Raw genomic sequence first — 16,108 nt, 5'->3', positions numbered from 1 at the left:
TACCGATCTCCCGCATTAGACCTGATTCATTCGGCGATAATCGTTGCAAAATGGGCGGGTAAGTGTTATAAGGCAGCAAATTGCAAAAAGACCTTTTTGGTCCTGTTTGCCTCGCCTGACCCCTCCCCCCTTGTCGGCGAACCGTCTGGAGAAAATCAATGCCGCAACATGCCACCTCTTCCGTAGAGACCCCGCCGGGGCTTCGCCTCTCCCTGCGGACCTTCATCCTCACCGCCTCCCTCTTCGTATCCTTCGTGAGCTTCGCCGTGGTCCTCGGCCTCACCGGGCTGGTCTGCCTGGACGCCCTCCAGCAGAACGCCAGAAGGCTCGCCTACCAGGAGGCGCAGCAGTTCTATCACGCCATCCCGTTTCTGATGGGGAAGGGGTTCTCGCGTGACGAGCTTTTGAGCCTCTACAACGAATCCAACGGGAAGGAGGCGCCGGGGAAGAACTCGGTACAGCTGTATCGCACCGAGGTGGTCGAACAACTCTACGGCAAGGTCGATCTCCCCGCCGACTCCGATGTGGCCTACGTCCTCAGGTCCGGGATCCCCCTCGAGAGAAAGGAGGGGCAGGAGGTGAAGAGCGTCTACCCGCTGGTGGCCGCCGAGAGCTGTCTCGGTTGTCACGCCAACGCCCGGGTGGGAAGCATCCTCGGCGCGCTCAAGGTGCGGCAGGACCTCGAGCCGATCACCCGCGACGCCAAGAAGAAGCTCCTCCCCCTCTTCTTTTTCCTCTCGCCCATCCCGATCCTGATGGCGATCTTCATCTCCCGGGCCGTCAACTCCCGGGTTGCCCGCTCGCTCAACGAACTGGGGGACAAGGTCTCCCAGGTCAACAGCATCCGCGACTTAACCCGCCTCGAGTTCAACGTCGCCCCCGGTTTCACCGAGCTTGACCGGGTATTCACCGAGGTCTCCGAGCTGGTCGGCAAGATCAGGGCGGTCTCGGTGGACAAGGAGATCATGGAGCTGGAGATCCAGATGCTGGAGAAGTTCATCATCACCTCCGAGGTCATCCGGGACTGGAAGGAGCACGTCGGCTCCCTGCTTTTGGAGATCAACCAGGTGGTCGAGGCGTACATGCTCTTCTGCATCTTCCAGGTGGGGGAGGAGCTCTACGACATCGAGATCTTCTGGCGCAGCAACCCCAGCGAAGAGACCAGGAAGCAGGTGGAGGAGGCGGTCCTTCGCAAGATCCGGGCGGAGAACGCCCGGCTGGCCATGAGCCCCACCCTGCACGTCACCCACAACGTCGCCTGCGCCAAGGCTTCCACCATCTCCTTGACCGAGAGCGAGCTGGACCTGCAGACCAAGTCGCTGATCCTCGATTCCCCGCAGATCGGCGGGGTGGTGGGGATCGGGGTCCAGTCGGAGTCGGCCTGGAACACCACCCGTTCGCTGGTCATCGACAGCATCCTGACCACCCTTTTGAACGTCATCGGCTCCATCAAGGCGATCCACAAGTACACGAAGGACCTGGAGTACTACGCCACCCGCGACCCGCTCACCAACCTCTTCAACCAGCGGGTCTTCTGGGAGCTCATCACCTACGAGATCGGGCGCGCCGAACGCCACGCCTACCGCTTCGCCCTCCTGGTGATCGACCTGGACAACTTCAAGAACATCAACGACACCTGGGGGCACGCCACCGGCGACCGTTACCTCGCGACCTTCGCCTCCCGGGTGCAGGAGACCCTCCGCAAGGGGGACATCTTCGCCCGCTACGGCGGGGACGAGTTCGTCATCATCCTCCCCGAGGCGGGGGAGGAGCAGGCGGTCATGGTGGCCGGCAGGGTCCGGGAGATCACCGAGGAGCTCTTCGTCTCCACCCCGGACGCCTCCAAAGCCAAGGCTACCGCCTCCATCGGTCTGGCGGTCTTCCCGCTCCACGCCACCAACGAGAGGGACCTCTTCCTGTTCGCCGACAACATGACCTACAAGGCCAAGGGGGACGGCAAGAACCGGGTGAGCGTACCGACCGAGGAGGACGTGGTCGAGGTCTTCCGGCTGGTGGGAGAAAAGGCCCGGCTCGTGCGCGAGGCGGTCGACGAGCGGAAGGTGATTCCGTACTTCCAGCCCATCGCCCCCTTCTGCGAGGGGCTGCCGGAGTGCTGCGAGGTGCTCTGCCGGATCGAGATGGACGGTGAGATCATCCCGGCGAGCGAATTCATCGAGGCGGCGGAAAGCCTCGGCATCGTCGGGAGGCTGGACGCCATCCTGCTCGACAAGGCCTTCGCCAAGGCGACCGAGGAAGGGTACCGGGGGAACCTCTTCGTCAACCTCTCCCCTAAGTCGATGATCCTCCAGGAGTTCCTCCCCAACATCACCGGGCTCGCCGACCGCTACGGGATCGCCCGCAGCCGGGTGGTGTTCGAGCTGACCGAGCGGGAGACGGTGAGAAACCTCACCCTGCTCGAGAAGTTCGTCCGGGACCTGAAGGGGCAGGGATTCAAGTTCGCCATCGACGACTTCGGCTCCGGCTTCTCCTCGTTCCAGTACATTCGCCAGTTCCCCATCGACTACGTGAAGATCGAGGGGGTCTTCGTCAGGAACATGCTCAACGACTACAAGGACATGGCGTTCGTGAAGACGCTCGCCATCCTGGCCAAGGAATTCAACATCAGCACCATCGCCGAGTACATCGAGACCGAGGATATCCTTGCCGCGGTGAAGAGCGTGGGGATCGACTACGCCCAGGGGTTCCACGTCGGGGTTCCCTCACCGTCGCTGCCAAAGGGCGAGGAGAGTGCCGCGTCCGCTTTGGAAAAGGGGGAGTTGCGGTCGGGCGGCGCAATGTGTTAAAGAGGTTGCCTGCCGATGACGATCCGTCATCTGGCGGGCGATCCGTCACCTCTCCGGCCACGAGGGGGGAGCGGCGTCTGTTTCAGTGGCAATAAAGGTCCAAGGACCTATTCCGAAACTTCAATAGGAGGAAGGTACATGAAGAAATTTGTTTGCACCGTTTGCGGTTATGTTCACGAGGGGGATGTGCCGCCGGCCGAATGCCCGCTCTGCAAGGCGAAAGCCGATAAGTTCGTGGAGCAGGGAGCCGGGACCCTTTCCTGGGCCGACGAGCACAAGATCGGTGTGGCGAAAGGGATCGACGCCGAGATCGTCGAGGGGCTCAAGAGGAACTTCCTGGGCGAATGCACCGAGGTCGGGATGTACCTGGCCATGAGCCGCCAGGCCGACCGCGAAGGGTTCCCCGAGGTGGCCGAAGCCTACAAGCGGATCGCCTTCGAGGAGGCCGAGCACGCCGCCAAGTTCGCCGAGCTTCTGGGCGAGGTGGTGGCCGCCGACACCAAGACCAACCTCAAGATGAGGGTGGAGGCCGAAAACGGTGCCTGCCAGGGTAAGAAGGAGCTGGCCGTGAAGGCCAAGCAGTTGAACTACGACGCCGTTCACGACACCGTCCACGAGATGTGCAAGGACGAGGCCCGTCACGGCCAGGTGTTCGCCGGGCTCCTGAAGCGCTACTTCTAACGGTGGCGGGGAGCTTTCCGCCCCCGACGGTGATGCATCATGAACGAGGGCTCCGCGGCCAGGCTGCGGGGCCCTCGTTTTTTGCTGGACCTCGGCCGCCCGCATGATCGCATTTCGATACGAGCGAGGAGCGGGTGTTGCCCGCGGAAATCATTTCGGTTGACTTTTGTTCTATATGGAACTAAATTCTCCTCATGCAATCCCAGGGAATCATCAGCCTCATTTCGTCCATCAGGGACCGCGCGAACGAGTTGATCGGCGATCTCCTGGCCAAGCGCGGGATCACCGGCGTGGTCGCTTCGCACGGGAGCATCTTCGTGAGCCTCTTCCAGGAGGGGCCCCTGTCGATGAGCGAACTCGCCGTGAAGATCGGCAAGAAGAAGAACACGGTCACCGTGCTGGTGGAAAAGCTGACCCGCGAGGGGTATGTCCGGGTGAGGAAATCCCCCTCCGACGGGAGGGTGACCATCGTGGAGTTGACCGAGAAAGGGGAGGGCTTTCGGGGGGACTTCGAGGAGATCTCGAGGGTCCTTCTGGAGAGGGTCTGGGGGGAGATGCCGCTCGAAGAGCGGGAATCGCTGGTCGCCAAGCTGCGTGTGCTGGCCGGCAATCTGGCACACCGCTGAAATTTTTTTGGACAATTGGTTCCATGTGGAACTAACTGTCCATCCACTTCCCCCCGCTACGGGAGGGAACCAACCAGCAAAGGAGCAGATCATGGAAAAGACGGGACAGAATTACAAGGCGTTGTCGATCGGGGAGCTGAAGGCGCTCGGAAGAGTCACCCTGAACAAGGATCTGGAGCTCACCGGCTCCGAGATCTCTTTCAACGAGCTTCCCCCCGGGGTGAGCATCCCCTTCATTCACGCCCACAAGCGCAACGAAGAGGTCTACCTGATCCTCGAGGGGAAGGGGCTCTTCCACCTCGATGGCGATGAATTCGCCATCGAGGCCGGCACCGTGGTGCGGGTCGATCCCGCCGCCAGGCGGTGCATCAAGGCCGATGAAGGGAGCTCGCTTCGCTTCGTCTGCATTCAGACCGAGGCGAAGAGCCTGGTCCAGCACACCGAGACCGACGGCGTCATCCTCGAGGACAAGCCGAGCTGGCTCAAGTAGCTCTCACACGAGGTAGGTCAGGGCCCGCTCCGACTCCACCAGTACCCGCCAGAGCTCGGGGGAGTTCCCGAGCTGCATCTTAACGAAGAAGGCGGCGATGCTGACGTTGGCGCGGGCCCGGAAGAGCTCGACCCTCCGCCAGAAGTCGTCGGCCGGCAGGTCCCCGGCCGCTTCCCGGTAGGCCTCGATGAAGGTCTCCTCGATGAGCCCACCGGAGAGGTGCGGCTCGCCGGCGAACTGGGAGCGGGCCTGGGCCAGGAACCAGCCGACGTCGAAGGCCGGGGGCATCACCTGGCTCCGCTCGAAGTCGATGGCCGCCACCAGCGGCCCGCTCTCCCCGCTGGAGGGGGCACTCCCGATCAGGATGTTTTTGGGGTGATAGTCGCCGTGCCCCTGGACCCAGTTGTTGGTCCCTGCCGCGGCGATCTCCTGCTCGGCCGTCTTTACCGTGTCGACGATCTCGGCGAGCTTGTTGCGGTACGGATGGTTGGTGGTCGTGAAGCGGGAGCGGTCGATGTCGAGGCGGCGGGCCTCCTCCCGGAGAAAGTCGTCGGGGGGCGTCACCCGCAGGCGGAGCAGGTGCAGGCGGGCGAGCCACTGGGCGGCGGCGCGCAGCTGGATCTCGGCCTCATCCCTGCTCGCGGTAAGCAGGGTGTCGTAGAGCGACTTCCCGGCGATCCCCTGTTCGGTCATCACGCCGGTGCCGGGGTCCTTTTCCAGGGGCTTGGGAACCCGGAACCTGCCGCGGTCGAAACCGTGCTCCGCTATCGCCTCCATGATCCGGTAGGCCCGCTCGGCCGCGCTCCAGGCGGCGTCGGATGGGGGCGTGCGGAGGATGACCTTTTCCTCCGTCCGGTCCGGCTTCTCCTTCCCGATCACCACCTCGACGACCTTGGTCCCCTCCCGGTGGGAAAACTGCTTCAGGTACGGGAGGCAACGGCGCGCCCGCAAGGCGGCAACCAAGGTTTCGATGGAGACGATCCCTTCCCGGAGCTCGGTGGGGTAGATGCCGGCGTAGGTCGCCGCGTGGGTGTCGGTCCCGCCGGTGGCCGAGAAGCCGAGCCGCCGCCAGTCGCCGAGCCCCCGGCTGTTCTCCCGGACGGTGTGGTTGGAGTTGAAGATCTCCACCGCGTCGATGAGCGGCGAGAGGAAAAGCTCGTCGGCCGGGAGCCTCCCGTCGCGTGTTAAGGGGGATCTTGGCGGGAAGGGCGGGGAGCTGCCGCGAGCCCCGTCAAGCGGGAATGGGTATGACGGTCACTGCGGGGGCACCACCTTCCTGAGTACCTCCCTGAGGGCGCTCAGCCGGTACGGCTTCTGGACGAACCCGGCCACTCCCCTGCCGGCGAAGATCGCCAGGGTTTCCTGCTCGTTGAAGCCGCTCGATATGACCACCCGGGCCGCGGGATCGATCTGCCGCAGTTGCTGGAAGCATCCCTTGCCGTCCAGGTGGGGCATGGTCAGATCGAGGATGACCACGGCGATCTCGGGATGGTTGCGGAAGATCTCCACCGCCTCCCGGCCGTCGCAGGCGGTGACGGGGGTGAAGCCGAGCTCCCTCAGCATGTCGCTCCCGATCTTGCGGACCGCTTCCTCGTCGTCCACCAAAAGCGCCACTCCCGATCCCTTCCACCCGTCGTCCCGGTTCTTTTCGGTGACCGCCCCGGGGGCGGTCGGCGAGGCGGGAAGGAGGATCTTGAAGGTGGTCCCCATTCCCCGCTCGCTGTAGACCTTGATGCACCCCCGGTGCCCCCGCACGATCCCGAGTACCGCCGAGAGGCCGAGACCCCGCCCGGTGAACTTGGTGGAAAAGAAGGGGTCGAAGATCCTGGAGACGGTCTCCCGCTCCATGCCGCAGCCGGTATCGGAGACCTCCAGAAAGGCGTAGCAGCCGGCGGGGAGCTCCCCCTCTCCCGCGGCGTCCTTGAGGTAGGCGGCCTCGCACTGCAACTGCCCGGTGGTGACGGCGATGGTGCCGCTTTGTTCCCCGATCGCCTCGGAGGCGTTGATCACCAGGTTCATCACGATCTGGCGGATCTGGGTGGCATCGGCCATCACGACCGGGGGAGGCTCCCCGAGCTCCAGGCGGAGGACCGCCTTCTTGGAGATGGCCACCTCCAGCATGTGGAGCATCTCGGTCAGGATCCGGTTGAGGTCGAGGGGCTCGACGAAGAACTTGCCGCGGCCGGAATAGGCGAGCATCTGCTTGGCCAGGTCCGCGGCCCGGGTGGCGGCCTCGCCGATCTGGTGGAGGTGCTCCACGCAGGGAGCCTCCGGAGGGAGCTTGAGCATGGCCAGCTCCGCGTTGCCCAGGATGGCCATGAGGATGTTGTTGAAGTCGTGGGCGATCCCCCCCGCCAGGATCCCCAGTGACTCGAGCTTCTGGGCATGGAGAAGCTGCCTCTCCAGGGCGATCCGCTCCTCCTCGCCCCGCTTGCGGTCGGTGATGTCGCGGTTGGCCCCGCGGCGCCCGAGCCAGGCCCCGTTGGCGCCGTACACGCGCCGGCAGACGTGGGAGATCCAGCGGACGGCGCCGGAACGGTCGATGATGCGGAACTCGCACTCCCCGATGTCGGCGGCCTCCATCTCCGCCTCGTTGAAATGCTCGTGGCTCAGCTGCTCCCGGTCCTCGGGATGGATGATCCTCTCCAACAGGGCGGGATCGGCGAGGAATTCGGCGGCGGGGTAGCCGGTGATCCGTTCGCAGGCAGGCGAGCAGTAGACGAAGCTCTTGTCGGGGCCTATCCAGTACTCCCAGTCATAGGTGAAATCGGCCACCGTGCGGTATTTCTCCTCGCTCGCCCGCAGCGCTTCCTCCGCTTTCCTTCTCTCGGTGATGTCCTCGGAGATGCCGAGGAGATAGGTCGGCTCTCCCGCCTCGTCGAGGACCGGCACCTTCTTGGTGTGCAGGATCAGGGTCTCCCCGCCGCGGGCGAGGATCGGCTCCTCCGGGATGTCGAGGACCTCCTTTCTCTCCAGCACCTCGCGGTCCTTCCTGGCGAAGAACTCCGCCTGGTCGGCGGGAAAGAGATCGCCGTCGTGTCTTCCGAGCAGCTCCTCCCGCGAGACCCCGAGCAGCGCCTCCCCCGCGTGGTTGAAGCGGACGTAGCGGAGCTCCCGGGCGTCTTTCAGGAAGATCATGTCGGGGAGGTTCTCGACGATCATGTTGAGGGTGTTGCTGGTGGCGCGCAACCGCTCTTCGACCCGCTTGCGTTCGGCGATCTCGACCTGGAGCTGGTCGCGCTCGTCGGAGAGCTGGTGCTGGATGACGTGCTGCATTTCGAGCTGCTGGTTCAGGGCGGTGAAGCGGTCGACCACCCCCTGGGTGGGGGCGCAGCGCAGGAAGATGAGCGGGGAGGAGGTGAACGAGGTGTCGACCCGGAAGCCGGCGACGCGGTACCGGATCTCTTGGCCGTCGCTTCCCTGGCAGGTGAGGACGCCGGGGAGCTGGTTGCGGGTCCTGGCACAGCTCAGAAGGTAGCGGCGGATCATCTCGGGCGGGTTGGCGACCAGGGAGGCGAGGTCCTCACCGGTCACCGCGCCCGGGGCGCCCAGAATCCGGAGGCCGGCCTGGTTGACGGCCACCACCTCCCCCTCGGCGCTCACCAGGAAGCAGGCCTGGTCCCACGGGTCGCAGAGCCCGGCGAAGAGCTCGGCGATGCCGGAAGCGGGGAAGTCATTTCCCATAGTATTCCCTGCCGGCCGCCGCCAGGGCGGCGGGAGTTCTCTGCAGGTAGACGGCGACCCGGCACCCCTCCTTGCCCTCGGCGATGGTCTCTTCGAGCACGACCTTGGCGTAGCCCAGGTTGTTGGCGGCGATCACGCCGAAGACGTTGGAGGTCATCATGCACATGGAGCGGCGGCCGACCACCTTGTCGGCGAAGGGACAGCTCCCGCTTTTCAACAGGATCCTGTCGTCGTCCTGTTCGACTACCGAGAAGTCACCCTGGATCCTCCGTTTCAGGTCCGCGAGTACCTGGGCGACCTGGGGGCGGGAGAGGGAGGGGACGTTCAGTTTCGCCCGGTACAGCGAGTCGATCCATTCTCCTATCCGCTGTCCCACCAGGCTGATGTATCCGGCGGCTTCCTCATAGCCGACGATCTCCTCCAGTGTTCCCGCCAGTTCCCTGATCAGGGTCCTCAAGAAGAGGTCTCTTTCGAGGGGGATATCAAGACCTTCTATTGTTTTTGCCAGTTGCGCAGGATCTGCTGTGCCTGAAGTTGACTGAACCTCTGACATGACGATCTCCCTTGTGACAGTAAGCCGAAGGTGTCTTGTAATTATAATGCAATGTTTGGAAGATGCGAGTTGAAGTAACGGCGGGAAGAAGAGAGGACGGATGGGTGAGGGGAGTATCCCCTCACCCGCCCTTCGGGCGCCCTCTCCCGTGAAGGGGCGAGGGCTTTAGATAACCGCGAGGTGTGAGGTTGAAGGGTTACGGACACTTGTTGCTTTCGAAGCACTTGCTGGCGGCCTCGGCTACCTCCTCGGCGGTCAGGTCCTTCACGTGGGTGGCCAGCATCCAGCTGTAACCGAACGGGTCTTTGAAGGATCCGGCGCGGTCGCCCCAGAACATCTCCTGCACCGCCATCTGCTGCTCGCCACCGGCGGCGATGGCGCGGGCGAAGCTCGCATCGACGTCGTCCACGTAGAGATAGAAGTTGACCGGGGATGCCCCGATGCTCTCGGCGCTTTTGACCTGCTGCTGAGGAAATTCGTCGTTCATCATGACGATGCTGTTACCTATCATGATCTCGGCGTGCATGACTCCCTGGCCGTTGGGGCCGGGCATGCTGTAGCGCTCCTTGGCGCCGAACGCCTCCTTGTAGAAGTTGATGGCCTTCCTGGTGTCCTTGAAGACCAGGGTCGGCGTGAGGGTGGTAAATCCTTCCGGGATCGGCTTTTTCATGTTCGTTCTCCTTTGACTGCCGAACGTTGCCTCTACCGGGTACTATACCACCATCCTCCACCGCGCGGCTCCCGGGGTTGCGGGGCGGATGCCGGCGAAGTGCCCCTTGCTGCCGCCGGCACCAGGGGGATTCACGGCGCTGCCGTCGGCATCAGGAGGAATCACGGCGCTGCCGCAGGTGTCAGGGGGATTCACGGCGCTGCCGCGGGTGTCAGTTCGCTGCCGCGGGGGGGGGCAATTTGCGTGCCGTGAACGGCGGCCGGCAGGATGCCGTCGCTCAGATCCTCCACGGGCATCGGGCGGGCCAGGAAGTATCCCTGCACCTCGTCGCACCCCAGTCCCGCCAGGTACTCCAGCTGCTCGGCGGTCTCCACCCCCTCCGCCAGCACCTTGAGGTTCATGATCCTTCCCATGTTGATGATCGCCTTGACGATCGCCCCGTCCCCCTCGCTTTCGGGGAGGTCGGTCACGAAGGAGCGGTCGATCTTGATGCGGTCCACCTCGAAGTGCTTCAAGTAGTTGAGCGAGGAGTAGCCGGTGCCGAAGTCGTCGATGGTCAACTGCACCCCCATCCGTTTCAGCTGGTTCAGCTTGTCGCGGGTGCGGGAGACGTGCTCCATGATGACGCTTTCGGTGAATTCGAGCTCCACCGAGGCCGGCTCGACCCCGGTCTCGCCGATGATCCCCGCCAGCCTTTCGATGAACTCGGGCTGCTTGAGCTGCTTTCCGGAGATGTTGACCGCCACCCGGAAATCCTTGGCGATGGTCTCGGTCCACCTCCTCGCCTGCGAGCAGGCCTCCCTGAGCACCCAGTCCCCGATGGTGAAGATGAGGTCCGAGTCCTCGATCAGCGGCACGAAGTCGGAGGGGTACATCAGGCCGAATTCGGCGCTCTGCCACCGTATCAGCGCCTCGGCTCCCACGATCCTTCCGCTCCTTAGGTCCCACTGCGGCTGGTAGTGGAGGAAGAACTCCTCCCGCTCGAGCCCCCGCCTAAGGCTCGTTTCCATCGCCACCCGGCGCATGATCTCCCGGTTCATCTCCGCCGAGCAGAGGCGGTAGTGGGAGCGCCCCTCCTTCTTGGCGTGGTACATCGCGGTGTCGGCGGAGCAGAAGAGGCTGGAGGCGTCGTGGCTGTCGTCGGGGTAGAAGGCGATGCCGATCGAGGCGCTGGTGTAGACGGTGCGGCCGTCGATCTGGAAGGGGGACGCCAGGCTGTCGAGCATCCGCTGGGCGGCGGTGGCCACCCCGGTCTGGCTGGCGACCACCGTGAGGAGCACCACGAACTCGTCCCCCCCAAGCCGTGCCAGCACGTCCGACTCGCGGGTGCAGTTCTCCAGCCGGTGGGCCACCTCGCAAAGAAGCTTGTCCCCCATGGCGTGCCCGAGGGTGTCGTTGATGTCCTTGAACTTGTCGAGGTCGAGGAACATGAGCCCGATCCGCTCGCCGCTTCTGGCCGCCACCGTCAGCGCCTGGTGGAGCCTTTCCAGGAACATGGCCCGGTTGGGAAGTCCGGTGAGGCTGTCGAAGTAGGCGAGCCGGTTGATCTTCTCCTCGGCAAGCTTCTGCTCCGAGATGTCCTCGCAGGTGGTGACCATCCCGAGGTAGCGGTTGTAACGGTCCCGGATGGGGATGGAGGTGAGCAGGACGGGGAAGCGTTCGCCGCTTCGGCGGACGTTCACGCTCTCCCGCCGCCAGACCCGTCCCTCGCCCACCGAGGGGGCAGGGGGGGAGTGACCGGCGTCGGGGTCGGCGAAGTCGCGCGCCAGGCGGCCGACCAGGTCCCGGACCTGGAAGCCGTGCATGTGGGCCTCGGCGGGGTTCAAGTAGACGATACGGCCGTGGGCGTCGGCGAAGGTGATGCCGATCTGCAGGCTGTCCACCGCCTCCTTCAGCATCTGGTTGCGATCCTCCACCCCCCGGATCTCGGTCACGTCCTGGAGGGTCCCCACCAGGCGCAGCGGCAGGGAGAGCTCTTCCTGCTCGTGGCGCGCGTAGATCCAGACCAGCCGGTGGGAGCCGTCGGGGCGGACGACGTGGCACTCGAAGTCGCAGCCGGAGGTCGAGGTGAGGGCGAACTGCAGGTTCTCCCGCACCGTCTCGCGTTCCCCCGGGGCCACCGCCTGGAGGAGGGTCTCGAAGGATGCGGGGAACTCGGGAGCGAGCCCGAGGATGCGGGACATCTCCGGGGACTGCCAGAACTCTCCCGTCTCGGGGAGCCATTCCCAGTCTCCCAGGTGGGCGATCTGCTGCGTGCGGGCCAGGCGGTCTTCGCTTTCCTGCAGCTTCTGCAAGAGCCGGCTCCCTCTCAACAGGCAGAGGACCCGGTAGACGAGGAGCTCCGGGGCGATCGACTTGGAGACGAAATCGGTGGCCCCCGCCTCGAAGGCGCGGCTGATGAGGGCGGAATCGTTGTTGCCGGTGACCATCAGGACGGGGATGTGTCTTGCCCGGGAGAGGGCGCGGATCTCGCGGCAGGTCTCGAAGCCGTCGGGACCGGGCATGATCAGGTCGAGCAGCACCAGGTCGGGCTGCCACTGGGTGAAGGTCGTCAGCGCCTCGGCGGCGCAGGCGGCCGTCGCGGTCTCCATGCCCGCCTCCCTGAGGGTGTCGGAGAACCTGGCACGCATGAGGCTGTCATCATCTACGATCAATACCCGCTGGCTGGTGTCGGCGATCGCTTGGGGCATACGGCGCCCTCCCATTTCATCACACTGTGCCGTCTTCACATCGATACGGGGCACCTGCATTGTATTTGAATGTGGACTATACCGCATGACGTGTATAGATTACTACAAAAAAATTAAAATAAACTGTCATTGTCGCCGCGGCCGATTGGACAAAACGGCGTTATCGTGCGGTAAAGTAAGGATACGTCCAAGGCAAAATGGGCAATATTTAATAAGGTGGTTGATTTTGTATCGGCGGACATTGGCAGAAGTTCTCGCAATCATTTCCGTTTTGTGACTGAAGGAGCGTTGTTTACCAATGGGACCCGTTTGGGGTTCTACCTCTGCCGAGTCGGCCTTTTCAGTCGGGCAACATTTGACACTTCCGCGGGGCGGGCGGGATAATAGTAACGTCATCTATGAGGTTCGTCGGACCTCTGATGACCCACCAGGTCAGCAGGGAAAGGAGAAGATCATGGCCATCCTCAGGCAGATAGCCCAGCTTGGGCAGCCGGTCCTTCGGGAGAAGGCGGCCGTCATCCCCGAGCCGGGGGCTCCGGCCATCCAGGCGCTCATCGAGGACATGCTGGTCACGGTCGCCGATGCCAACGGGGTGGGGCTTGCCGCACCGCAAGTGTTCGAGTCGGTTTCGCTTTTCATCGTCGCCATCCGCCCTTCGCCTCGCTACCCGCAGGCGATGCGGATGGAGCCGGTCCCCATGCTCAATCCCGAGATCCTCTGGGCCTCGGAGGAGATCGAGCACGGGTGGGAAGGGTGCCTGAGCATCCCGGGCATCAGGGGGCTCGTGCCGCGCCACCGCAGGCTCCGGGTCCGGTACCTGACCCGCGCAGGGGAGCCTTGCGAGGAGAGTTGCGAAGGTTTCCCGGCCCGGGTCTTCCAGCACGAGCTCGATCACCTGAACGGTATCGTCTTCCTGGACCGGATTCCCAGTCACGACCTGGTGACCGAGAAGGAGTACCTGAGGATCATCTCCTCCGCGGGGTAGGCCGCTGAAAGGCTCCCTGGAAGGGGAGAAAGAAGCTGGCTCACCGGAAGGGAGGACCACTCCGGAACAGTTGGGCGAGGGAGGTACTTATGACAAACGTGGAATCGTTGACCATACTCATTACCGGCGCCACCGACGGGTTGGGGGAAGCGGTGGCCGGCGACCTGGCGGCCCGGGGGGCCACCATCCTTCTGCACGGAAGGGACCCCTCCAAGGGGCAACGGGTGATGCAAAAGATACGGGAGCGTAGCGGCAGCGCCAAGGTCAGCTACTTCAACGCGGACCTCTCCTCGCTGGCCGAGGTCCGCTCGCTGGCGGCCGCCGTGCAGGGGGGGAGCGACCGGCTGGACGTGCTGATCAACAACGCGGGGCTCGGGGCGGGACCGGATCCCTCGTGGCGGGAGACCTCCCACGACGGAGTCGAGCTCCGGTTCGCGGTCAACTACCTTTCCCACTTCCTCCTCACCCGCTCGCTGCTGCCGCTCATCAAGCGTACCGCTGAGCGGACCGGCGAGGCGCGCATCCTGAACGTGTCGTCGGTCGCCCAGCAGCCGATCGATTTCGAGAACGTGATGCTCGAGAGGGGGTACGACGGGATGCGGGCCTACAGCCAGAGCAAGCTCGCCCTCATCATGTTCGCCTTCGACCTGGCCGAGGAACTGGCGGGGAGCGGGGTGGCCGCCAACGCCATGCATCCGGCCTCCCTGATGGACACCAAGATGGTCCGGGAATGGTTCGGCGCCCCCCGTACCACCGTGGAGGAAGGGGCACGCTACCTCGAGCGGCTGGCCATCGACCTCGAGGTGAAGGGGATGAGCGGGAAGTACTTAGAGCAGGGACGCCCCACCCGGGCCAATGACCAGGCCTACGACGCCACCGCCCGCCGCAGACTGCGGGAGTTGAGCGAGCGGCTGGTGGCCGGGGCGAAGTGAATAAGGGCCCCTTCCACACTCCCCTCCGGCGAGGAAGGGAGCGTGGACGAACGGAGCGAAGGGGGCAGGGGGGGAATCAGAAGTCGGCGTAATCTATCCGGTAGAGCTCGACCGTGAAGGTGCCGTAGATGGAGACCCTTCCGGTCCCTCCGGACTCCCCGCTGTTTTGCGCGACGGCATAGTAGGTGGAGAAGGCCTGGGTGTGCTCCATGGGGATGAAGTAGGTCATGGTGTGGCAGACGTTGGCGTCGGTTCCCCGGTACTGGTTGAAGAGGACGCTGACGCTGCCGCTTTTCGGGGCCCACTGCTTGGAGGCGTTGCTGCAGGCAAGCACGATCCGGTCGCCTGCCGACCCGTAGCACATGCCGTTGAACCTGACGATCACGTATCCCCGCCCGGTGGGCGGGGCGATCGTGATGTGTGCCACGTCAACCGCCGAGCTCCTGACATCGATGTCGTCGAGGTTCACCGTGGAATAGGCCATTCCGGCCGTGCCGTAAAGCTGCCCCCCATCGCCGCTGAATTTCCCATGAAAATTGGTCGCCTTGACGACACCGTTCACCTCCAGCCTGGCGGTGGGCGCCGATGTCCCGATGCCGACGTTGCCGTTGGCGAGCATCACCGACTTGGCCGTTTCCGCCCCGACGGTCGCCCCCGGTGAGAAGACGAGATCGCCGTACTCCCGGAGCTCCAGCTTGTTTTCCGACCTGCGGAAGAGGATGCGGTGGTTGTTGTCGTAGGAGCGGATCTGCCCGTTGTCCTGGAAGAAGATCTCGTTGGAGGTCCCCCGTATCGAGAGCGGCCCCGTTTCGTTGAGCTTGTTGAGGTTGGTGGTTCCTTCGACGGTGAGATTGCCCGTGACGGTCCCTCCCGGGACGGTGATTCCCTTGTCGTTACCCATGTCTCCTCCCGTTGCGATCTTTGGTCGGCGTACCGGCAGGGTGGTAAGAAGCGACCGGCTCGCCGGTGCGTTAGTCTTTTTTACCTCTCGCGGGGCGCTTGTCAACGCCGCCTCTAGGGCCGCCCGCGCTTTCCCGGGCTCTTCGGGCTGGAGGCGGCGCTCTTTGAGGATGACTAATTCCCGGGCAGCGGCCGCCTCGCTGCCCAACCTGGCGGCACCATTTCGTTCCCGTCTCCGGGTTCCGATGCTAACCTGCGGTAATCATGAGCAATAAAGCGGCACCCCTTTTGGCACGCGTCATGTAACGGTTCACCCCGGTGTCTCACACAAACGAGCGGGGGCCATCTCCTCGCGGAAGGGGTGACGTTATGAAGCTGATCGAAGCGGTGATCAACAAGCTGAAGCTGCAGGACGTGCGAAGCGCGCTGGACGAGCTGGGGGTGGTGGATTTCATGGAGAGCCCGGTGACCTGCAACGCCGACCGCGGACCGGTCATGGTCTTTCGCGGCGCCCGGTTCGTGGCCAGGGTGGCCGGGAAGGTGAAGCTGGAGATCGTCTCGGCGGACGAATCGGTGGAGAGGATCATCGACGTCATCGGCTCCCTCGCCAGGACCGACCGCCCGGGAGACTGCCGGATCGCCATCCGCCCCTACCTGGAGGTCACGTCCCCCTCGTGACCTGAAGGCACCGACCCGTACTCCCACTCTGATCTCATGCAAAAGCCCTGGCTCCCGTCAGGGCTTTTGCCGTTGACGGCGGCCCTGGCGAAGGCCCGGGTGAGGGGAGATTGGAATCCGGTCACCGAAGCGGCCGCCTCGCTTTATATACGGAAAAATTAACATTTGACCTCGATCTTTTAACTGTTAAACTGATTCGGATTTAAAATCCGCACCTTGCTGCCGAATAGTGTTTGGAGATGTTTCATCCGCCTGCTTATTGTTTTTTAAAATAAATTAATTGTCTCTTTTTCTTTATTTGTGCTATCTAATCGTTTCGCCCGGCACCCTAAGTCAAGTGCCGGTGTCTTCCGTGACGGCCCCGACCCTGGAATGCGATGCCTCGTGCAGGTCAGTGAACTTTAGGTACTGTCGA

General features: G+C 63.8%; 13 protein-coding genes. 7 read left to right on the top strand and 6 right to left on the bottom strand.

The window, feature by feature from the left end; genetic code table 11:
- The first annotated feature begins 158 nt into the window (after positions 1-158).
- From ACYVL5_RS13775 to ACYVL5_RS13760, 4 genes are all read left to right on the top strand, one after another.
- A complete protein-coding gene (locus ACYVL5_RS13775) occupies positions 159-2,804 on the top strand; it encodes a putative bifunctional diguanylate cyclase/phosphodiesterase (protein WP_460596154.1) in 2,646 nt (881 codons plus the stop codon).
- A gap of 138 nt (positions 2,805-2,942) precedes the next feature.
- Positions 2,943-3,485: an NADH peroxidase gene (locus tag ACYVL5_RS13770; RefSeq protein ID WP_460596153.1), complete on the top strand. Its 543-nt coding sequence runs from the start codon at positions 2,943-2,945 to the stop codon at positions 3,483-3,485.
- A gap of 194 nt (positions 3,486-3,679) precedes the next feature.
- Positions 3,680-4,111 carry a MarR family winged helix-turn-helix transcriptional regulator gene (locus ACYVL5_RS13765; RefSeq protein WP_460596152.1) on the top strand — a complete coding sequence of 144 codons (432 nt, stop codon included), beginning with the start codon at positions 3,680-3,682 and terminating at the stop codon, positions 4,109-4,111.
- A gap of 91 nt (positions 4,112-4,202) precedes the next feature.
- A complete protein-coding gene (locus tag ACYVL5_RS13760) occupies positions 4,203-4,601 on the top strand; it encodes a cupin domain-containing protein (protein ID WP_460596151.1) in 399 nt (132 codons plus the stop codon).
- A 3-nt stretch (positions 4,602-4,604) separates the two neighbouring features.
- Here the strand turns inward: ACYVL5_RS13760 and ACYVL5_RS13755 are convergent, their stop codons facing one another.
- From ACYVL5_RS13755 to ACYVL5_RS13735, 5 genes are all read right to left on the bottom strand, one after another.
- Positions 4,605-5,729 (bottom strand): phosphotransferase, encoded by a 1,125-nt coding sequence (locus tag ACYVL5_RS13755; RefSeq protein ID WP_460596150.1) that lies wholly within the window; start codon positions 5,727-5,729, stop codon positions 4,605-4,607.
- Positions 5,730-5,855: 126 nt separating this feature from the next.
- Complete coding sequence (locus ACYVL5_RS13750; protein WP_460596149.1) at positions 5,856-8,285, bottom strand: PAS domain-containing hybrid sensor histidine kinase/response regulator; 2,430 nt, start codon at positions 8,283-8,285, stop codon at positions 5,856-5,858.
- Complete coding sequence (locus tag ACYVL5_RS13745) at positions 8,275-8,742, bottom strand: methanogen output domain 1-containing protein (RefSeq protein ID WP_460596148.1); 468 nt, start codon at positions 8,740-8,742, stop codon at positions 8,275-8,277. Before ACYVL5_RS13745 ends, ACYVL5_RS13750 begins: the two co-directional genes overlap by 11 nt.
- Positions 8,743-9,034: 292 nt before the next feature.
- The gene (locus tag ACYVL5_RS13740; protein ID WP_460596147.1) at positions 9,035-9,508 is read right to left on the bottom strand and encodes a VOC family protein; all 474 of its coding nucleotides are present in this window, start codon (positions 9,506-9,508) and stop codon (positions 9,035-9,037) included.
- A 191-nt stretch (positions 9,509-9,699) separates the two neighbouring features.
- Positions 9,700-12,198, bottom strand: coding sequence for a two-component system response regulator (locus tag ACYVL5_RS13735; protein WP_460596146.1), 2,499 nt, complete (start codon positions 12,196-12,198; stop codon positions 9,700-9,702).
- A 454-nt stretch (positions 12,199-12,652) separates the two neighbouring features.
- Here ACYVL5_RS13735 and def point away from each other — a divergent pair, with 454 nt between their 5' ends.
- The gene (gene def, locus ACYVL5_RS13730; protein ID WP_460596145.1) at positions 12,653-13,183 is read left to right on the top strand and encodes a peptide deformylase; all 531 of its coding nucleotides are present in this window, start codon (positions 12,653-12,655) and stop codon (positions 13,181-13,183) included.
- A gap of 89 nt (positions 13,184-13,272) precedes the next feature.
- A complete protein-coding gene (locus tag ACYVL5_RS13725; protein WP_460596144.1) occupies positions 13,273-14,115 on the top strand; it encodes a Rossmann-fold NAD(P)-binding domain-containing protein in 843 nt (280 codons plus the stop codon).
- 76 nt (positions 14,116-14,191) lie between these two features.
- On the opposite strand, the gene ACYVL5_RS13720 is transcribed toward ACYVL5_RS13725, so the two are convergent.
- The gene (locus tag ACYVL5_RS13720) at positions 14,192-15,016 is read right to left on the bottom strand and encodes a hypothetical protein (RefSeq protein WP_460596143.1); all 825 of its coding nucleotides are present in this window, start codon (positions 15,014-15,016) and stop codon (positions 14,192-14,194) included.
- Positions 15,017-15,384: 368 nt separating this feature from the next.
- Here ACYVL5_RS13720 and ACYVL5_RS13715 point away from each other — a divergent pair, with 368 nt between their 5' ends.
- Positions 15,385-15,693, top strand: a complete 309-nt coding sequence (locus tag ACYVL5_RS13715) for a P-II family nitrogen regulator (protein WP_460596142.1) — start codon at positions 15,385-15,387, stop codon at positions 15,691-15,693.
- Positions 15,694-16,108 lie beyond the last annotated feature (415 nt).

It is taken from the genome of Geomonas sp. Red276 (assembly GCF_054784495.1).
This window is presented reverse-complemented; position numbering and strand designations above follow the sequence as displayed.